The sequence below is a fragment of the Streptomyces sp. NPDC020780 genome, assembly GCF_044334475.1.
GTDB lineage: Bacteria > Actinomycetota > Actinomycetes > Streptomycetales > Streptomycetaceae > Streptomyces.
On record NZ_JBIRTB010000005.1, the window covers coordinates 215194 to 235045 of the forward strand.

Consider the following 19852-nt stretch of genomic DNA (forward strand, 5'->3'; position numbering starts at 1 on the left):
CGGCGCAGGACGGGACCCGCCCCTCCCTGTGCCGTCCGCCGCCTCGACCATGCCGGACCCTGCCCCCGCACCCGCACCCTCCGCCGGTTCCGGCCGGCACGGAGGCCGACCACGGACGGGATGATGACACGTTCTCGTTGCCTTACCGGTGCCGCCACAGCCGCGCTCGCCGGAATCCTTGCCGCCCTGCTGGCCCTCACCACTCCCGGAACCGCCCGGGCGGACCAGACCGGCCTCCGGGCCGCCGATCCGAGCGTGCTCCGCGTCGGCGCCACCTACGTCTCCGTGCAGTCGGCCGGCGGCGGCATCGCCGTGCGCCAGGCGTCGTCGACGGCCGCCCTCGCCGCGGCGCCCGCCCGGCAGGTCTGGTCGGACACCCGCGGCCTCGGTGAGGTCTGGGCTCCCGAGATCGTGCGGGAGGGGGGTCGCTACTACATCTACTTCTCGGCCGGCCGCGGACCGGCCCACCGGATGTACGTCATCAGCTCCGCCGCACCGGACAGCGGGTACACGGGCGAGACGAAACTCGCCCTCCCCGACGACAGATGGGCCATCGACGGCACGATGTTCACCTTCAACGGGCAGCGCTGGTTCGTCTGGTCCGGCTGGGCCGGCGACACCAATGTGGAACAGAACCTGTACATCGCACGGATGAGCAGCCCGACCACGCCGATCGGTGCGCGCAGTGTCATCTCGCAGCCGCGGGAGAGCTGGGAGCGGGTGGTCGGCAACCCGTACATCAACGAGGCCCCCGAGCCCGTCAAGGACCCGAACGGCCAGCTGCACATCACCTATTCGGCCAACGGGAGCTGGAGCGACCAGTACTGCCTGGCCGACCTGAGGCTGCGGGCCGGCGGGGACCCGACGTACGTATGGGACTGGTACAAGTCGAACGGCTGCCTGTTCGGCTCCCACCGCGCGACGATGATGTCCGGATGGGACCCGACCCTGTACGTCAACGGCCCCGGCCACCACAGCTTCGTCCTGCTCGACGGCGACATCGCCACGAGCCCGCCGGCGGGCCCGAGGTTCCCCCTGATGTTCCACGCCGTCCCGAAGGGGACGCCGTACTCCTGGGAGAACCGGTACTGGTACACCGGTACGTTCGCCTGGTGGGGCGGCACGACCTACAGGCGGGCCGACGTCCCCGGCCCCACCACCGACACCGGCTGGAGCCTGAAGTTCTTCGAGTAGAGGCCGCGCGGACGGGAGTGCGGCGCCGGGACCGGGCGGACGGCCCGGAGGATCGGGTCGGTGATCACACCGGCACCGCACTCCGGGCCGTCCCCGTCCTACCCCCCGATCATGGGGAGGAGAGACGGCCGGCTACCCGGCGTACGTCTCGAACTCGGCGACCTTCGGGGTGCCGGTCGAGCCGGTGATCTCGAAGGTGACCTTGCGCAGCGAGGTCCGGGGGACAGCGATCACCCCCGCACCGGTGCCCGAGGTCAGGACGGCGCCCGTGTCACCGTTGACGACCCTCCAGGAACGGATGCTGCCCACGGAACCTGCCGCCTCCCGGATGTTGATCGTGGAGATGGCGGTGCCGGATCCCCACTTGACCGATACGGCACCGGTCGAGCCGACGGGGGACCAGTAGGTGCTCAGGTCACCGTCCCGTACGTTGCCGTAGCTCGTCCCGTCGGCCTTGCTGCTGCCGTCGGCACCGGCGCCGAGGCTGAGGTTGGTACCGCCCGGCTGGGTCGGGTCGGTCGGGTCCGGCGTGGGGTCGGTCGGGTCCGGCGTGGGAGTGGTCGGGTCCGGAGTCTGCGGTGAGCACGAGCCGTCCGACACCTGCAGACCCTTGTTGGCGCCCGCCGTACGGCTGACGACGTCCGGCACACAGCTCGCGGGGTCGAGGCTGAAGGAGTAGGGGATGCTGACGGTGGTGGTGGACTTCACGTCGGGGCCGGCCGGGTTGTTCTCGCTGCCCGGGCTGGACCAGGTGACGTTGTCGAAGGTGTTGCCGCTGACCTGCCAGTATCCGGCCGCGTCGGTGTAGAAGGTGCCCAGGACGTCCTTGGAGTCCTTGAAGTAGTTGTTGTCCACCTTGGCGCGCGCACCGGCCCGGGAGTTGATACCGGACTCGTTGAGCTTGACGTAGTAGTTGTTGTACATGTGCGCGATGCCGCCACGCAGCAGGGGGGCGCGGGAGTCGATGTTCTCGTACAGGTTGTGGTGGTAGGTGATGAAGCCGTTGGAGAGCTCGGTCTCGCTGGACCCGACGAGGCCGCCCCGGCCGGAGTTGCGCAGCGTGCTGTAGGAGAGGGTCACGTACTGGGTGTTGTCCTTCATGTCGAAGAGGCCGTCGAAGCCCTCCGCCTCCCCGCCCGAGGCCTCGAGCGTGGTGTGGTCGACCCACACGTTGCGGACGTCGCTCTCCATACCGATGGCGTCACCGCCGTTGGACGTGGGCGAGCCGGACTTCTTGACGTTCCGGACCGTCACGTTCTGGATGATGATGTTGCTGGACTGGCGGATGTGGATACCCAGTTGATCGAATACGGCTCCGTTGCCGACGCCCACGATCGTGACGTTGCTGATCTGCTTGAGCTCGATCACACCCGCGGCGGTGTTGCAGCTGTCACCGGACACCTTGGCGGTGTTGGCGTGGTTGATGGTTCCCTCGACCTGGATGGTGATCGGGGTGCTGCTGCTGGCACGGCCGCACAGGGCCGCGTGGATCGCGGTCCCCGTCGTGGCCCGTACCGTCTGCCCGCCCGCCCCACCGGTCGTTCCGCCGTTCTGGGTCGCGTAACCGGTGGCACCGGCGGTCGCGGCCGACGCCTGAGGCATCGTGAGGATCGCTCCCGTGGCGGCCGCCAGGGCCATCGTGGCCAGTCCCGCACAGAGTCGCCGAGCGACTGGTCGTCCCATGTCTGTCTCCCTACTCGTCTTTCGGATTCCGGAGACCGCTTCTGCTTGGCGTGAGCATGACACTCAACGACGAGGCGTCGAGCCGTCCTTCTCCGCCGGGCAGGTCCCGGTCGGCCCAGTTGAGGAGCCCTGCACTGCATCTGATCGCACGTTGTCCGCGACAGCCCCGGCCCGCGCGTGCGGGGGCACCGGCCACGGAGCCCCCGCTGCCGCACTGCCGCCCGCTCCGGCCATGCCGTCCGGGCGGCGACCACTGCGGCGGGAGGCATGAGCAGCCACCCGCCACGGCGAACCGTCACCGCTGAACAACCTGGTCAGCCCCATGCCGACTCGATGGCGGCTCATGCGTCACGTCGCCTGCCAGCTCAGCGACTTCACTTCATCGGTACGGGGCCTCACAGGGAGGGAAAGCGCTTTCTGGTGGCGAGAATAGGGCCGCTCCAGGCGGGCTGGCAAGGCTCTGGACGCATACGGAATCCCCCGGGCCCCGACACCCGGACCACGCCGGCCGCCATCGTTCCCCGTGAGCGCGGGTTGAGGACGTGACGGATCGGCAGTCCGCGGGGCCGGCTTCGCCTACAGGTCCCGTATGCGGGCACCGCACTTGCGGAGCCCCACCGCCCGCCCGGATACGTCGGACCTGTGGGGCCGATCCGAGTGGATGTGCAGTTCAGGGAGAGGGTGCCGCCGGGAGCGTCCAGGGCGGTCCACCCGGACGCGAGGGAAGCCGCTGAGGGGCTGCGGCAGGGCTCAGACAGGGAACCGGCCGGTGCCGGCGGTCACCTCATGTGCGATGCGACGCCACCGGCCCTCTCCTCCGGGCAGGGGCCAGGCCCAGGTCGGCTGCTGCACGGTGGTGAGGTCGCGGAGGCGGCGCGCGAGCTGCGGGCCGTCGGTGGCGGCGCCGTCCGGGACGGTGGGGCCGTGGACGGCGCGGAGTCCGGCGAAGCGCGCCAGTTCGTCCTGGTAGGAACCCAGCGCGTCATCGACGCGGGCGGCCAGGTCGTCGCGCGGCACCGTGCGGTGCAACTGCAGCAGCCACCGGCTTCACCCGGCCATCGGCCGGTACGCCGAGGCCTCGTCGCCCGCTTCCTCGGCCGCCCATTCCCGCTCCGGCGGCCGGAGGACCGGGCCGCCGACGTGACCGGGCGGACGGGCCCGAGCTCTGTCGAGCCTGTCCGGCCGGACGTTCGGCTCGTCCTCAGGGGCCTGGCCCACCTTCATGATCCGGTGCACGAGCGCGACCCGGGTCGCCGCCGCTCCGGGAGCAGGTCGCCGGACGCGGTAGGATGGATACCCCTCGGGGTATCGATGCAGGAGGACGTGTGGAACTGGACATGGCGGCCGATGAGCTGAAGTCGGTACTCAACCGGCTGAAGCGGGCTCAGGGCCAGATCGCCGGGATCGTGAAGATGATCGAGGACGGCCGGGACTGCGAGGACGTGATCACGCAGCTGGCGGCGGTCTCCCGCGCTCTGGACCGTGCCGGGTTCGCGATCATCGCGACCGGCCTCCAGCAGTGTATGGCCGAGGGCGGACAGGCGGTCGGGGACCGGGACCAGATGCGGGCCCGCCTGGAGAAGCTGTTCCTCTCCCTCGCCTGAGACCGCCGGGCCCGCGGGCTGCCGGGCCCCCGCCGGTCCCGCGCCACCGCCGGCGGCCCTGGTGACCCGGTCACACTGGGCCGTCCCGGCCGCCCGGCCCGCCCGGTCACACCTCGCCTGCGCCCGGTCACACCCCCGTCTGCCCCGCTCGCATCCGACTGCCGGCCCGGTCGTGCCCTGCTGCCGGCCCGGTCGTGCCCTGCTGCCGGTCAGAGCAGCGCGTCGACGAGCATGAAGGCGGCGACCGCGAGGAGCACGACGGCGAACACCCGCCGCAGCCTGCCCCCGGGCACTTTCGCCGCCAGCCGTTTGCCGTCCCAGGCGCCCAGGATCGCCGCCCCCGTGAACGGCGCCACCACCGCCCAGTCCAGTCCCGCCGCCCCGCCGGACCGGGTGAACAGGGACGCCAGCGAGTTGACCGTGATGACCAGCAGGCTGGTCCCGACGGCGGCCTGCATCTCGAACGCCAGGACAGTGACCAGGGCGGGGACGGCGAGGAATCCGCCACCCACACCGAGCAGCCCCGTCACCGCCCCGAGACCCGCTCCGGCGGCCCCCGCCTTCAGCGGCCGTACGGTCGGCACCGGGCCGGCGGCAGACGTGGGTCGCAGCATCTGTACGGCCGCGAGGGCGGCGATCACGGCGAAGGCCGAGATCAGGACCGGCTGCGGGATACGGGCGGCGGCCGACCCGGCGAGCGCGGCGGGGACGATGCCCGCGGCGGCGAACGCCGCTCCGGCCTTCCAGCGGACGTGTCCGGCCCGGGCGTGCGCGTACAGGGCGGTCGCGGAGGTGGCGGCGACGATGAAGAGGCTCGCGGTGGTGGCCGCGGCCGGGGTGAAGCCGAGCAGGTAGATCAGGGCCGGTACGGCCAGGACGCTGCCGCCCCCTCCGAGCGCGCCGAGCGCCAGGCCGACCACGGCCCCCGCCACCACGGCCAGGATGAGCACGCTCACGCCGCGGAGCCGCCCTTGCCCACACCGACGACGGGCAGACCGGCCTGGGTCCACGCCGTCATGCCACCCCTGACGTCGACCGCCTCGATCCCCTTCGCCGCGAGGTGCTTCGCGGCCTGCTGGGAGCGGTGCCCGGAACGGCAGATCGCCACCACCGGTCTGCCGGCCGCACCCGCGGGGAGGGCGGCGCCGGTGAGCAGGCGTGAGAGCGGCAGGTGCACCGCGTCCGGCGCGTGCCCGGCCTTCCATTCGGGTATCTCGCGGACGTCGAGGAGCACCGCTTCTCCGCTACGGGTGCGCCGGTGGGCCTGGTGGGGGGTGAGGCGGCCGGAAGGGCTGCGGCCGGATCCGCGTCGGAAGAAGAACATCGTGGTGTGCCTTTCTGCTCGTGGAGGATCAGCTGGTGGGGGCGACCGTGAGGCCGGCGTCCCCGGCGGCGTCGAAGCCGTCGTCGACGGCGACCACGTCGCGACCTTCCGCGTCGAGGAGCGAGGCGGCGATGGCGGCCCGCATCCCGCCCGCGCAGTGCACCCACACCGTCCCGTCCGGGACCTCGCCGGTGCGCCCGCGCAGTTCGTGCACGGGAATGTGCACCGAGCCGCGCACGTAACCGTCGGCACGCTCCGAGTCGCGGCGCACGTCGAGCACCACCACGTCCTCGCCGCGTTCGCGGGCGTTGGTGAGGGCGGCGAAGTCGGCGCGGGGGAAGGAGCGCAGGTTCTCGCCCGCCCGCACCCAGTGGGACGGCTCGCCCGTCGCGGCGGCGGCGGGCCGCTCGATGCCGACGCGCACCAGCTCGCGCTGGGCGTCGGCGAGCTGCCCGGCGGATTCGGCGAGCAGGGTGACGGGCTTCCCCCACGGGATCAGCCAGGCCAGGTAGGTGGCGAGCTTGCCGTCGGCCTCGAAGTTGTAGGTCCCGGCGACGTGTCCCTGCGAGAACGCGGTACGGCTGCGCAGATCGACGACCCACTCGCCGGCGGCCAGGCGCTCCGCGATCTCCTCGGCGTCGGCCGTCCTCGGCGGGGTCAGATCCACCGGCGGGGGGCCGCCCGCGTTGACCGGGCCCATGTGCGCGTAGTAGGCGGGTATGTCCTCCAGCCCGGCCAGCATCCGGGTCACGAAGGTGTCGACGTCCTGGGTCAGGGCGCCGTTGGTGGTCCGCTCCCCGCCGATGGTGCCGGCGTCGCCCCCCGCCTGGGAGGAGGAGCAGAAGCTCCCGAACCCGTGGGTGGGGAGCACCCGCACGTCGTCGGCAAGTTCTCCGGCGAGCCGGTGCGCGGAGGCGTGCTGGGCGCGGGCCAGCTGCCGGGTCAGCCTCGGTTCGACCAGGTCGGGGCGCCCCACCGTGCCGATCAGCAGCGATCCCCCGGTGAACGCGGCCACCTCCCGCCCGTCCTCGACCAGTACGTACGACGTGTGGTGCGGGGTGTGGCCGGGAGTGGCGAGCGCCCGCAGGCTGAGGCCGGAGTCGACGGTGACGGTGTCGCCGTCCGCGACCGGGACCCGCTCGAAGGAGACGCGCGCCGCGGCGGGCACCAGGTACTGCGCGCCGGTCAGCCGTGCCAGTTCCGGACCGCCGGTGACGTAGTCGTTGTGCACGTGGGTCTCCACCACGTGAGTGATCCGTACCCCGCGGCCGGCTGCCGCGGCCACGAGCCGCTCCCCGTCGCGCGGCGGGTCGACGGCCACCGCCGTCGCGGCTCCGCCGACGAGATAGCTGCGGTTGCCCAGGCCTTCGGTCTCCAGGGTGTCCACGAAGAACACGGACGACTCCTTTCGTAGGCTGTTACCCCGGGGGGTATCTTCCCCCCACTGTAACAGTTATACCCGGGGGGGTATTTTTGGTCCCGGGAACGCCCGTCACAGCGGGACGGAGGCCGCCCGCCCCGGTACACAGATCACCGGCACGGGTGCGGCGACGAGCGACCCGCGCCCCGGACACCGACGGCCTCCGCCGGCCTGGCAGGCCGGCGGAGGCCGAGGCGCACTCCACGCCCGGACGCGGAGAGGCCCGTTCTTCGCCGCGGTGATGTACGTGACCACTCCCGCGCCGAGCGGCGGCACCCGTCGGCGGGCCGCACGGAACCTGTCCGGCACGTGCGGAAGATGCCTGCACAACTCACCCCCAGGGGACCGCCACCGAGTCGTGCACACGCTGAAGTGCCTCGAACGCAGGGCGCGGCGGGCCTTCTACAGAGGCGCGGGCCCCGTGGAGCCGCGGGGGGTGAGCGAGGGGGTGGGGACCTGGAGCGGGCCGGTGTGGGTGCCGTCCAGCAGGGCGAAGAGCGAACGGGCCACCTCCGCCCCGAACTGGTGCACGTCGTGGCTCATCGCCGAGAGAGTGGGGTGGGTGATCCGGCACAGCTGGGAGTCGTCCCACGCGAGCAGCGAGAGGTCCTCGGGAACGGCGAAGCCCATCTCCGCCGCGACACCCGCGCCCGCGACCGCCATGATGTCGTTGTCGTAGACGATGGCCGTGGGGCGGTCGGCCGACAGCAGGAGGGACCGGGTGGCGCGTGCGCCCTCCCGGCCGTCGAATCCCGTCGCGATCTGCCGCCCCTCCTCCAGCCCCAGCTCCCGCACGGTCCTCTCGAAAGCCGCGGCCCGGATGACGCTGTGCCCCAGCCCCGCAGGGCCGCCCACCCGCGCCAGCCGCCGGTGCCCGAGGGCGGAGAGGTACCGGACGGCCTCCGCGGTTGCCGTGGCGTCGTCCGTCCACACCGCGGGGAAGGACCCGGTCAGCGAGGGGTGGCCGACCGCGACCGCAGGCAGGCCGATCGCCTGGAGGGCCGGCACCCGCGGGACCGGCGCCCGGTCCGCCCACCGTTCGGGCCACTGGCCCGCGAGCCTCCCCCACCGAGGAGAGTCATGAAGAAACCACCTGGAAGCACCCTGCTGGCGGCCCTGACGGCCGTGGTGACAGGGATGGCCGGCGTCCTGCTGTCCGTACTCGGCCCCGTCGGCACGGCGCAGGCGGCGGACACGGGCATCCACGTGAGCAACGGCCGCGTGTACGAGGCCAACGGGAACGAGTTCGTGATGCGCGGGGTCAACCACGCCCACGCCTGGTACCCCGGGGAGACCGACGCCATCTCCGACATCGCCGCCAAGGGCGCCAACACCGTACGCGTCGTCCTGAGCAGCGGTGACCGCTGGAGCCGCACCAGCACCGCCGACGTGATCTCCCTCATCGCACAGTGCAAGGCGAACAAGGTCATCTGCGTGCTGGAGGTGCACGACACCACAGGCTACGGCGAGGACTCCGCGGCTGCCACCCTGGACCAGGCGGCGAACTACTGGGTCGGCGTCAAGAGCGCTCTGCAGGGCCAGGAGGACTACGTCGTCGTCAACATCGGCAACGAGCCGTTCGGCAACTCCGGTTACTCCGGATGGACCTCCGCCACCAAGAGCGCGATCGGCAAGCTCCGCGGTGCGGGCCTCCACCACGCCCTGATGGTGGACGCGCCCAACTGGGGTCAGGACTGGTCCGGAACGATGCGGGACAACGCCGCTTCGGTGTTCGCCTCGGACCCCGACCGCAACACCGTCTTCTCCATCCACATGTACGGGGTCTACGACACCGCCGCAGAGGTACAGGGCTACCTGAACCACTTCGTGAACAACAAACTCCCCCTCGTCGTCGGCGAGTTCGGCGACCAGCACAGCGACGGCAACCCCGACGAGGACGCGATCATGGCGACCGCCCAGTCACTCCGCGTGGGTTACCTCGGATGGTCCTGGAGCGGCAACGGCAGCGGTGTCGAGTACCTCGACCTGGTCAACGGCTTCGACGCGAACTCCCTGACCCACTGGGGCAACCGCTTCTTCAACGGCAGCAACGGCATCGCCGCCACCTCCCGGCGCGCCACCGTCTACGGGGACGGTTCGAGCGGCGGCACCGGCGGCACCGCGCCGAACGGCTACCCGTACTGCGCGAGCAGCTCCTCCGACCCCGACGGCGACGGCTGGGGCTGGGAGAACAACCGTTCCTGCGTCGTGCGGGGCAGCTCCGCCGACGCCTGACCGCCCCCTCCGCCCAGGTACTCCGCTCCCCCTCCGGCCGGCCTCAGGACGCCTGCCGGCGGGGAAGCGGCCGCGACGGTACTGCGTGCCGAATGGCCGCCGCCCGTAGGGTCGTGCTCCTGCAGATCGGTGCGATCACCGTGCACCTGACCGCCGAAGATTCTCAGGGGCATGCTCAACGCCGGCCTCCTCGCCGCTGCGGCTGTGACAGGCCGGACGGCCGCGGGCCGGCTGTGCCCGAAGGCGTCCTGGCAGGGGGAGCGGTGCCGTACGGGGCAGAGCGTCGAAGTGGTCCACGGACAGCGGCGGCGACGCCCGCCGGCCGGCCATGGCGCGGGATCGCCGTCCCCCCCGCCCTCCGCCCGATGCCGGTACCCGGGTCAGGCGACGGAACCGCACGCGGGGACACGGTCTAAAATCCTCTCTCATGTCGAAGCCTGACGAACTGCTTGTTGACGTTGCCGCCCTGGTGGAGTCCGGGCACAGCAATCAGATGTCTCTGACCGTGGTCGCCAGCGGCGCGGTCATCACGGGGCGGCTCGCTCCTGAAGCCGTATGGCGGCAGCGGGTGTCGGAGGTGCTGGCGGACTCGGCCCGCCTGAGCGATTTCTCCGCCGTGTTCACCGCGGCGGTGGCCAAGGAAGGGCCGCCCACGCACCTGCACTTCCATGTGGCACGCATCCTGCAGGGCGAGGTGGGGATCCCTGAGACGGGTGGGATGTACCGCGTGGCGATCGAGGATGTCAGTGCCTGGACGATGGGCGACTTCAGCTACTCCGACCACTGACCCTCCGACGCAACTGATCCGCCCCTGATCCACCGACGCACTGTCCACCGACCCGAAAAACCCGGGGCGCGCGGTGGGGGCGGGCCGGCGCTCCCCGGCCTGTCTCCATCGCCGGCGGGCGGCTCACACCTGCCGTCAGCCCGCTGCCGGATGCGGAAGCCCCACCCCCTGCGAGCGGGTACGCGCGGAGGCTCGGGCCCCGAGAACGCCCCCGGCAGGTGAAGCCGAGCCGGATCGACCTGGAGATCACCGCCGGCCACGCGGGCCGGTGGGTCCCGTGCCGGCCCTCCGACGGCGTAACGGTATCCAGGAGCAGAAGCAGCGGGCCCTGGCAGCGAGGTGGTCCCCCCGGGTCGGCGCAGGGCTCCGGGTGTGCGTGGCCTCGTGTCGCCGCTCCCGCCCACGCGCGCCACCGGTCACGGCCGGCTGTCGTCCAGGGCCCGGCGGTACTGCCGCCCAACGGTGGTGGCACCCCTCCTCGCCACCCCTCCTCGCGCGCGGTCGCTCGCGCGCCGCGGCCCGCAGGACCCTTGACCTGTGTGGCGCAAGCCACTAGCTTGCGGTAATCATCGGTCCATGACCAGCGGAAGGAGGCGACCGGCGGATGTACACCAGCTCCGACCTCGGTCGCCTCGCCCAGTGCACAGTCTGGATCCCGGGCCGGATCGCGCACGGCTGCTGATCACGCCGTTCTGATGTGCCTGTTCCCGGCACATCCCAGGTTCTTCCTCCCTGCCTTCCAGCACGTCACCGACGCGCGCCTTCCCGCGCCCGCGTCCCTCTTGTGGCGTGTCCGCACACAGAAAGCTGCCTGAAATTGGCGAACATCATGAATCGACCGGTCGCGCACGGAGACGAGGACCAGTCATGGTAGCGGCGCGGATCACGGTCAACGGAGAAGAAGCCCCGCTCTCACCGGCCGCGCCCCACACCACCGCGCTGGACTTCCTGCGCGAGCGTGGCCTCACCGGGACCAAGGAGGGCTGCGCCGAGGGTGAATGCGGTGCCTGTTCGGTCCTGGTGGCCCGTCCCGGGGTGGACACGCCCACGGACTGGGTGTCGGTCAACGCCTGCCTGATCCCGGCCGCGGCGCTCGACGGTCAGGAGGTCATCACCTCCGAGGGCCTCGCCACCGTCGGCGAACCCGGCACCCCTTCCGCCCTGCACCCCGTACAGGAGGAGATGGCGGCCCGCGGCGGCTCCCAGTGCGGCTACTGCACTCCGGGATTCGTCTGCAGCATGGCCGCCGAGTACTACCGGCCCGACCGCTGCGCACCCGCGGAGGCGATCGTCGGCGCGAACCAGGACGGCAGCACGGACCCCGCCGGCAGCGCCGACGCCGAGCACGGCCCGAACGGGTTCGATCTGCACGCGCTGAGCGGAAACCTGTGCCGGTGCACCGGCTACCGCCCGATCCGCGATGCCGCGTTCGCCGTGGGTACGCCCGCCGACGCGGACCCACTGGCGCAGCGACGCGAGCAGTCCCCGCCCCCACCGGTCGCCACCGAGTACGTCCAGGACGGGAGGGTGTTCCTGCGCAGGCACACCCTGGCGGAAACCGTGCAGGTGCTGCGCGAGCGGCCCGACGCGGTGGTGATCGCCGGTTCCACCGACTTCGGCGTCGAGGTGAACATCCGGGGCCGCCGGGCGGACTGCGTGGTCGCCGTCGACCGGCTGCCCGAACTGCGCGAACTGCGCGTCGAGCCGGACTCCCTGGTGATCGGGGCGGCGCTGACGCTCACCGAGATCGAACGCCGTCTCGACGGCGACGTCCCGCTGCTCGCGGAGCTGTTCCCCCAGTTCGCGTCGCGGCTCATCCGCAACGGCGCGACCCTCGGCGGCAACCTGGGTACCGGCTCCCCCATCGGCGACAGCCCGCCCGTGCTGCTGGCGTTGGAGGCGTCGGTGGTGCTCACCGACGCCGACGGCGAGCGCGAGGTCCCGCTGGCCGACTACTTCACCGGCTACCGGCAGAGCGTCCGGCGTCCCGGCGAGCTGATCCGCGCGGTGCGCGTCCCGTTGCCCCTGTCGCCGGTCGTGGCCTTCCACAAGATCGCCAAGCGGCGCTTCGACGACATCTCCAGCGTGGCGGTCGCCTTCGCGCTCGACATCCAGCACGGGATCGTCCGCAAGGCCCGTATCGGCCTGGGCGGCGTGGCCGCCACCCCGATCCGCTCCCTCGCCGCCGAGGCGGCCCTGGAGGGCAGGCCCTGGACGGCGGAGACCGTCGAGGCAGCGGCCCGGGAGCTGCGGGGGGAGGGCACGCCGATGAGCGATCACCGCGCCAGTTCCCTCTACCGCTCCGCGATGCTCGGCCAGAGCCTGCTGAAGCTGTACGCGCAGACCACTGAGGCGGTGTCGTCATGAGTCACTTGTCAGAACGCCCGGAGAAGCCCGTCGTCGGGGTCTCGATGCCGCACGAGAGTGCCACCCTGCACGTCACCGGTACCGCGCTGTACACCGATGACCTGGTCCACCGCACCAAGGACGTGCTGCACGCCCATCCGGTCCAGGTCATGAAGGCCCACGGCAGGATCACCGCGCTGCGCACCGAGCCCGCGCTCGCCGTGCCGGGCGTGGTGCGCGTACTGACCGGAGCCGACGTGCCCGGTGTCAACGACGCCGGGATGAAGCACGACGAGCCGTTGTTCCCCGACCACGTCATGTTTCACGGCCACGCGGTCGCCTGGGTACTCGGCGAGACCCTGGAGGCGGCCCGGCTGGGTGCGGCGGCCGTCGAGGTCGAACTCGACGAACTGCCCTCCGTGGTAACCCTGCGGGACGCGATCGAGACCGGCAGTTTCCACGGCGCCCGGCCCGTGATGGTGACCGGTGACGTCGACGCGGGCCTCGCCGACTCCGCGCACGTGTTCACCGGCACGTTCCAGTTCTCCGACCAGGAGCACTTCTACCTGGAGACACACGCGGCCCTGGCGCACATCGACGAGGCCGGGCAGGTCTTCGTCCAGAGCAGCACCCAGCATCCGTCGGAGACGCAGGAGATCGTCGCGCACGTGCTCGGCCTGCACAGCCACGACGTGACCGTGCAGTGTCTGCGGATGGGCGGCGGCTTCGGCGGCAAGGAGATGCAGCCGCACGGGTTCGCGGCCGTCGCCGCTCTCGGCGCCAAGCTGACCGGCCGGCCCGTACGGCTGCGGCTCAACCGGACCCAGGATCTGACCATGTCCGGCAAGCGGCACGGCTTCCACGCGACGTGGACGATCGGCTTCGACACCGACGGCCGTATCCGGGCACTGGACGCCACCCTGACCGCGGACGGCGGCTGGAGTCTGGACCTCTCCGAGCCGGTGGTGGCCCGCGCACTGTGCCACATCGACAACCTCTACCGGCTTCCCAACGCCCGGATCGCAGGTCGCGTAGCCAAGACCAACAAGCCCTCCAACACCGCCTTCCGGGGCTTCGGCGGGCCGCAGGGCATGCTCGTCATCGAGGACATCATGGGCCGGTGCGCCCCGCTCCTCGGTGTGGACCCGATGGAGCTGCGGGAGCGGAACTTCTACCGTCAGGGTCAGGCGACGCCGTACGGGCAGCCGGTCGTCCAGCCCGACCGGATCTCCGCCGTCTGGCACAAGACCCTGGAGAACGGTGGTGTCGCGGAGCGCAGGCGCGAGATCGCCGCCTTCAACGCCGCTCATCCGCACACGAAGCGGGCACTCGCGGTCACCGGCGTCAAGTTCGGCATCTCGTTCAACCTCACCGCCTTCAACCAGGGCGGTGCGCTGGTACTGATCTACAAGGACGGCTCCGTCCTGATCAACCACGGCGGCACCGAGATGGGCCAAGGGCTGCACACCAAGATGCTGCAGGTCGCGGCGACCTCCCTGGGCATCGGGCTGCACAAGGTGCGCCTGGCCCCGACACGCACCGACAAGGTACCCAACACCTCGGCCACAGCGGCGAGTTCGGGGACCGATCTGAACGGAGCGGCGGTGAAGAACGCCTGCGAGCAGTTGCGCGGGCGACTGCTCCAAGTGGCCGCCACCCAGCTGGGCTCGAACGCCTCGGACGTACGCATCGTCGACGGCGTCGCACGCGGCCTCGGCAGCGACAGGGAGCTGGCCTGGGACGACCTGGTGCGTGCCGCGTACTTCCAGCGGGTTCAGCTGTCGGCCGCCGGCTTCTACCGGACCGAGGGACTGCACTGGGACGCCACGTCGTTCCAGGGCTCGCCCTTCAAGTACTTCGCCCACGGTGCCGCCGCGACCGAGGTCGAGGTGGACGGCTTCACCGGCGCGTACCGCATCCGCCGGGTGGACATCGTGCACGACGTCGGCGACAGCCTGTCCCCGATGATCGACATCGGTCAGATCGAGGGAGGATTCGTCCAGGGAGCGGGCTGGCTGACGCTTGAGGACATGCGCTGGGACGCCACCGACGGGCCGCATCGCGGCCGGCTCCTGACCCAGGCCGCCAGCACCTACAAGCTCCCCAGCTTCTCGGAGATGCCCGAGGAGTTCAACGTCACGCTGCTGGAGAACGCCACCGAGGAAGGCTCGGTCTACGGGTCCAAGGCGGTGGGCGAGCCTCCGCTGATGCTGGCGTTGTCGGTACGGGAGGCGCTGCGGCAGGCCGCCGCCGCGTTCGGGCCGGGCGGGGTCAGCGTCGAACTGGCCTCGCCCGCCACCCCGGAAGCGGTGTACTGGGCGATCGAGGAGGCCCGCCGCGGCGCCGCCTCCCCCGACGGCCACGCCCGCGGCGGACGCACCGCCGGGGGCCGTACCGGTAGCGGCGACGCCCCCGGCGACGCCCCCGGCAGCGAGGTCGGCGCCGACGCGACAGCGTTGAGCGGTGCCTGACATGACCTGGGTCGCCGCCGTCGCGCGGTTGCGGGCACGCCGGGAGTCCGGCGTGCTCGTGACCGTGGCGACCGTGCGCGGCCACGCCCCGCGCGACGCCGGCGCGAAGCTGGTCGTGGGGCGGAGCGAGACCTGGGGCTCGATCGGCGGCGGCAACATCGAGGCCGTCGCGATCGACCGGGCCCGGGAGATGATCGCCGGGTCCGAGTCAGGGACGGAGCTCGTCGACTTCGCCCTGAACGACAAGGTGACCGGACCGCACGGCGTGCAGTGCTGCGGCGGCACGGTCGCGGTGCTGTTCGAACCCCTGCCGGTGGTACGGGCGGTGGCGGTCTTCGGCGTGGGACACGTCGGGCTGGAACTGGCGCGCGTCCTGGCGCGCCAGGACCTCGACCTCCATCTGGTCGACACACGCGCCGAGATGCTCGGCGAGCAACGGCTCGACGTGCTGGCGGACGCGGTGGCGCAGGTGCACGTGCATCACACGCCACTGCTGCCCGAGCAGGTGCTGGAGGAACTGCCGCGCGGCACCCACGTGCTGATCATGACCCACGACCACGCCGAGGACGCCGCGCTGTGCGACGCCGCCCTGCGCGCCACCCACCTCGGCTCCGTAGGGCTGATCGGGTCGGCGGCCAAGTGGGTGCGGTTCCGCGAGCGCCTGCGGACCGAGGGCGGCCACGACGACGCGGCGATCGATCGGATCAAGACCCCGATCGGACTGGCGGACATCACCGGCAAGGAACCCGCGACGATCGCCGTGAGCGTCGCCGCGGACCTGCTGCTCACCTTCGAGGCCGACGGGAACTGACTTACCACCCCACCGGAAAGGGTGCCTCGCGTCGTGCGGTCGCACGCGTGCGAGGCACCCCTTGCGGTGCGGCGGTACCGTCGCACCGGCCGGCTCCGGCGCACCGGGGAGGCGAAAGCCCCAGGTCACAGGAAGAGTCCTGGGCCGTTCACGGAACGGTGGGCGGGATCCGGACCCGCTTGACCGCCCTACCGCACCCGGGGATTCCGCCGTGGCCCGGCCGCGCCACCCGATGCCAGGACACGGTGAGCCACGCGGTTCCGGGCCGAGGCGCGGGCAGCGGTCGACGCACGGTCAGTAGTCGACGCGGTCGGCCTTGGCGAGCCAGGCGTCGAACGGTGCCGTGCGGTTCGCCATCTCCACCTGCGCGATCGCCATCGGCCACAGCTCCGCGGACTTCTTCTCGAACAGGTCGTAGAACTTACGGTCGTCAAATCCGGCCACCGCGGCGTCATGCCGGTCGGCGGCGAAGATGATCCGGTCGACCCGCGCCCACAGCGCGGACGACAGGCACATCGGGCACGGCTCGCACGAGGTGACCAGGAGACACCCTTCGAGCGAGAAGGTGCCCAGCTTCCGGCAGGCGGCCCTTATCGCGCTCACCTCGCCGTGGGCCGTCGGGTCCAGGTGAGAGGTGACCTGGTTGTTCCCGATGGCGACGACCTCGCCACCCTTGGCGATCAGCGCACCGAAGGGACCGCCGCCGTTCTGCACGCTCTTCGTGGCGAGTTCGATGGCCTCGTCCATCCAGGCGCGCTCGAGATCCTGGGTGCTCTTCTCCTGGGCGTGCGCGGTCATGGTCACTCCTTCGTTGCAGGCGGTCGGGGATCCGTGTGCTCCCCCGGTGGGGGACACCTCACCGAGGGAGCACACGGGCAATACATGAAGCTCTGCGGGGGATCAGCGGGGCCGGGCGCGAGCCGGGCGAGGCGGTGGGCCGGCCCGAGGGCAGGGCGGACCGCGTTCCCGGCCGGCGGGGCGGCGGAGACGACGGGCGGACCGACGATCCCGCGCTCGCCGTACGGCGAGCAGGGGCCGGTTCTCGCGGTCACTCCAGCCGTGCGCGCTCCGTCCGGCCCCAGCGGGCCGTCCCCGGCCGCACCGGGCACCGGCTCATGGAGGTGCTGCGGGGTACGGACGGGAGGTGTCCGGATCGTCGACAGGAGGCTCCACCGTCCCTTCCATGAGTCGTTCACGCGCGGTCGGGACGCCGGGGCGTGTTCCGAAAGCAGCGTCGTCTGCCCGGAGGGCGGACGGGACTCCCGAAACGCGGCCTGGCGCAAGTACATCCGGCCCGGCGTTGCCGGGGGCAGTCACCGAAGCCATGAAGGAGACGGCCACCCGGTCGGCCCTCGTTGTAGATTCCTATGAAGGGCACGATGCCGGAGCCCCTCCCTGCCCCCCCCGGGCGTCCGGCGGCGTGAGCACGGCCGCCGGGCGCTTCGCCGCCCACTGCGGCTCGAAAGCCGGTCCGGCGGCGAGGTGGCGGAATCCTCGTACGCCTCGGCCTGCGCCCTGCAAGAACACCGACGGGGACTCTGCAGAGGTGCTGCCCGGCCTATGTGACGTGCCATCAGGAAAGCCCGTCCCTCCGTACGCCCCGCCGTGCCCGGCCGCAGGAGTGTGCGGGGCCCTCCGCGCAGCCCGGTACGGCGCCGACCGCGTCCCCCGGTATCCCCGCAGCGCGGGTCCGCCCGGTGCTCCGCTACCAGCCTGCCTTCGCCCCGGTGTACGCCGTACGGCAGTCGGCGTTGGTGGCGTCGGCGGCCAGCTTCGCCATGGAGTTCTTCCAGATCTGCTTGGCCAGCGTCTCCAGCTCCCGCGTCGCAACCGGTACGTTCGGCGCGTACTTCTTGATCGTCGCCAGGGAGGACTTGGCGAACTTGTTGCACACGGGCCCGGCGGCGTTGCGGTACCGGCTGTCCAGGTCGGCGGCGACCGCCTGCCCGTTGTCGGTCGCCCAGGTGTTCCAGGCCGCGCACGCCGCCTCGGTGAAGGCCTTCTGGTCGTCCTCGCCCAGGCCCAGTACCTCCCCCAGAAGGGCGTTCTTGGCCTTGTCGGGGACCGTGAAGTCCACGACGGGGAACTTGTCGAGGGTTTCGAGCAGCGCCTCCTGACATGCCGGGGGCAGCGGGGCCGCCTGTGCGGTGGCGGGAACGGCCAGCGCGGAAGCGGACAGGAGTACCGCGGCGAGAACGGTGCGCTGGACGGTACGCGAAAGACTCATGAAAGTGGTCATCCTTGCACGGAGGCGTGTCGGCCCGGGCACCACAGCGGCGCCCGACGGCTACAGAACGAACGGCGGCGCCCCAGGTCACGGCCCCTGCCCGGCGGGCCGGGCGACGGTATGCCGGTGTTCGGCACAGGAAGCTCGGCGTGCGAGACCGCACCGGAGCTTCCCCGTACGGCCGCGCGGAGCTTCCTCTGTCCTCGCGGCGGGCGGACATGACGCAGGCGTGCGCCGGGCACGTGGTGCGACACCGTCCTGGCGCCCCGGCTCACGCCGCCGCCGCGTTCTCCGCCAGTTCACCCACGGCCTGCTCCCACAGCTCCGGCAGCAGTCCGCCCAGCGGCAGGGCGCGATCGGCGAGGAAGGCCACCTCGGCCCAGTCGCCGAAGAAGGACAGCCCCACCCCGAAGAGGTGCCCGGGCAGGAGCAGGGGCAGCAGAGCCGTGCCCGTCACCTGTGTGTCCCCCAGACTCCCCTTGTCGGCCAGCGGCATGGAGGTGGCCATGACGTTGGTGACGCGGGGGGAGAGCACCCTTCGCATGTACCACTCGGTGGGGCGGCCCGGCATGAAGCGGACCATGTCCTGAACGGCCTGCCGCCATGCGTCGCCCCGCAGCCTGCGGGTCGTCCTCATCACGTCGTCCAGTCTCCGCAGGGGCGCGTCACCGTCCGGGCGTTCCGAAGCGGTGCGCAGGGGCAGTTCCAGCGGCAGGGCGAAACAGCGGTTACCCCACGTCTGCTCCTCGTCGGGGCGCCGTGCGTCGACGGGCAGCACCGCCGTCACCCGGGGCAGCGGTACACCGGAGCGGGCGGACCAGACCGCCAACGCCCCGGTGAGTGCGGCCAGATGGGCGTCATGGCCTGAGCCGCCGCGCGTGCCACCGATGCGACGGAGGGTGTCCGCCGGTACGCGGCCCCGCCACAGCAACCGCTCCCCCGAGGGGACGAAGGGGACGTCCGGACGGTGACCCCGGACGGGGAAGGTGGCGGCCACGAACCTCGTGGTCAGCCCTGCGGCCGTGAACGCCCGCCGGGACGCCCCGGCCCGACGGCCCCGGCCCGGCACCGGGCGAGCCGACGGCTCGCCCTCGCCCAGCACGGCGCGGAAGGTCATGGCGGCTGCCGAGCCGTCCTGGCAGGCGTGGCGGACGCGGTAGCACACGGCGTACGCGTCGGGTGCGTGGCCGTGGACCAGCCAGAGCCCCCAGGAGGCGCCGGGCGCGAACGGGGCGTTGAGCGCGGTGGCCAGGGCGGAGTCCCATGCGGCGGGGCCGTCGGCGACCACCTCGTGGACATGCCGGTCGACGGCGAAATCCGCGTCCGGCCGCCACCGGGGCCGGCGGCCGCCCTCGACCCGGCTCGTGAGAAGAGGCAGCTGACGGAGGCGGAAGCCCACATAGGCGCGAAGGTCCACAAGCGCCGGGGGCGGACCGCTGAGGTACGCGACACCCCCGGCGTCCCAGCGGACGTCGGGCCGACGGCGCTCCAGGCTCAGGAAGGCGCGGTCGATCGAGTGGGTGGGGTGACCGGGAGGGGCCACGGACCGGTCGGGCCCGGCTGACCGGTCGGGCCGGACTGTGGCGTCGGGCCGTGAAGTGGCGTCGGGACGGGTGGGCCGGGCTGACTGGTCCGGGAGGGGCATGCGGCTTCAGGGCTCCAATGGGTTTCGGTAGCAAGGAACTGACGGGCGGAGGGACAGCGGAAGTACGGGCGGACCGACGGGCTGAGAAGCAGCAGGGCACGAGCG

At 71.9% G+C, this 19852-nt stretch carries 15 protein-coding genes and 1 pseudogene; 7 read left to right on the forward strand and 9 right to left on the reverse strand.

Features of this window, described 5'->3' with window-relative positions:
- Window positions 1-123 precede the first annotated feature (123 nt).
- Window positions 124-1194 (forward strand): glycoside hydrolase family 43 protein, encoded by a 1071-nt coding sequence (locus tag ACH4VO_RS11685; RefSeq protein ID WP_360987955.1) that lies wholly within the window; start codon window positions 124-126, stop codon window positions 1192-1194.
- A gap of 132 nt (window positions 1195-1326) precedes the next feature.
- Here the strand turns inward: ACH4VO_RS11685 and ACH4VO_RS11690 are convergent, their stop codons facing one another.
- Together ACH4VO_RS11690 and ACH4VO_RS11695 are read right to left on the reverse strand one after the other, a co-directional pair.
- Window positions 1327-2877: a pectate lyase gene (locus tag ACH4VO_RS11690; protein ID WP_360987957.1), complete on the reverse strand. Its 1551-nt coding sequence runs from the start codon at window positions 2875-2877 to the stop codon at window positions 1327-1329.
- 750 nt (window positions 2878-3627) lie between these two features.
- On the reverse strand, window positions 3628-3906 hold the full coding sequence (locus ACH4VO_RS11695; RefSeq protein ID WP_360987959.1) for a hypothetical protein: 279 nt from the start codon (window positions 3904-3906) through the stop codon (window positions 3628-3630).
- A gap of 296 nt (window positions 3907-4202) precedes the next feature.
- Here ACH4VO_RS11695 and ACH4VO_RS11700 point away from each other — a divergent pair, with 296 nt between their 5' ends.
- A complete protein-coding gene (locus ACH4VO_RS11700; RefSeq protein WP_360987961.1) occupies window positions 4203-4481 on the forward strand; it encodes a metal-sensitive transcriptional regulator in 279 nt (92 codons plus the stop codon).
- Window positions 4482-4690: 209 nt separating this feature from the next.
- On the opposite strand, the gene ACH4VO_RS11705 is transcribed toward ACH4VO_RS11700, so the two are convergent.
- The 4 genes and pseudogenes from ACH4VO_RS11705 to ACH4VO_RS11720 all read right to left on the reverse strand — a co-directional run.
- Window positions 4691-5437 carry a sulfite exporter TauE/SafE family protein gene (locus ACH4VO_RS11705; RefSeq protein WP_360987963.1) on the reverse strand — a complete coding sequence of 249 codons (747 nt, stop codon included), beginning with the start codon at window positions 5435-5437 and terminating at the stop codon, window positions 4691-4693.
- Window positions 5434-5805 (reverse strand): rhodanese-like domain-containing protein, encoded by a 372-nt coding sequence (locus ACH4VO_RS11710; RefSeq protein ID WP_360987965.1) that lies wholly within the window; start codon window positions 5803-5805, stop codon window positions 5434-5436. Before ACH4VO_RS11710 ends, ACH4VO_RS11705 begins: the two co-directional genes overlap by 4 nt.
- Window positions 5806-5833: 28 nt before the next feature.
- Entirely contained in the window at window positions 5834-7201 is a 1368-nt protein-coding gene (locus ACH4VO_RS11715) for an MBL fold metallo-hydrolase (RefSeq protein WP_360987967.1), read from the reverse strand.
- Window positions 7202-7627: 426 nt separating this feature from the next.
- Window positions 7628-8239: pseudogene (locus tag ACH4VO_RS11720) on the reverse strand (LacI family DNA-binding transcriptional regulator); the annotation flags it as partial.
- A gap of 66 nt (window positions 8240-8305) precedes the next feature.
- Between ACH4VO_RS11720 and ACH4VO_RS11725 the strand changes: the two are divergent.
- From ACH4VO_RS11725 to xdhC, 5 genes are all read left to right on the forward strand, one after another.
- Window positions 8306-9460 carry a cellulase family glycosylhydrolase gene (locus ACH4VO_RS11725; protein ID WP_360987969.1) on the forward strand — a complete coding sequence of 385 codons (1155 nt, stop codon included), beginning with the start codon at window positions 8306-8308 and terminating at the stop codon, window positions 9458-9460.
- A 427-nt stretch (window positions 9461-9887) separates the two neighbouring features.
- Window positions 9888-10247, forward strand: coding sequence for a hypothetical protein (locus tag ACH4VO_RS11730; protein WP_360987971.1), 360 nt, complete (start codon window positions 9888-9890; stop codon window positions 10245-10247).
- An 867-nt stretch (window positions 10248-11114) separates the two neighbouring features.
- Complete coding sequence (locus tag ACH4VO_RS11735) at window positions 11115-12614, forward strand: FAD binding domain-containing protein (RefSeq protein ID WP_360987973.1); 1500 nt, start codon at window positions 11115-11117, stop codon at window positions 12612-12614.
- Window positions 12611-15064 (forward strand): xanthine dehydrogenase molybdopterin binding subunit, encoded by a 2454-nt coding sequence (gene xdhB, locus ACH4VO_RS11740; protein ID WP_360987975.1) that lies wholly within the window; start codon window positions 12611-12613, stop codon window positions 15062-15064. The genes ACH4VO_RS11735 and xdhB overlap by 4 nt, the downstream gene beginning before the upstream one ends.
- Window position 15065: 1 nt before the next feature.
- Window positions 15066-15875 carry a xanthine dehydrogenase accessory protein XdhC gene (gene xdhC / locus ACH4VO_RS11745; protein WP_360988355.1) on the forward strand — a complete coding sequence of 270 codons (810 nt, stop codon included), beginning with the start codon at window positions 15066-15068 and terminating at the stop codon, window positions 15873-15875.
- Between the two features lie 294 nt (window positions 15876-16169).
- On the opposite strand, the gene ACH4VO_RS11750 is transcribed toward xdhC, so the two are convergent.
- The 3 genes from ACH4VO_RS11750 to ACH4VO_RS11760 form a co-directional block, all read right to left on the reverse strand.
- Window positions 16170-16673: a nucleoside deaminase gene (locus ACH4VO_RS11750; RefSeq protein ID WP_360987977.1), complete on the reverse strand. Its 504-nt coding sequence runs from the start codon at window positions 16671-16673 to the stop codon at window positions 16170-16172.
- 907 nt (window positions 16674-17580) lie between these two features.
- A complete protein-coding gene (locus tag ACH4VO_RS11755; protein WP_360987979.1) occupies window positions 17581-18102 on the reverse strand; it encodes a hypothetical protein in 522 nt (173 codons plus the stop codon).
- A gap of 271 nt (window positions 18103-18373) precedes the next feature.
- Window positions 18374-19747 carry a wax ester/triacylglycerol synthase domain-containing protein gene (locus ACH4VO_RS11760; protein WP_398440932.1) on the reverse strand — a complete coding sequence of 458 codons (1374 nt, stop codon included), beginning with the start codon at window positions 19745-19747 and terminating at the stop codon, window positions 18374-18376.
- Window positions 19748-19852: the final 105 nt, after the last annotated feature.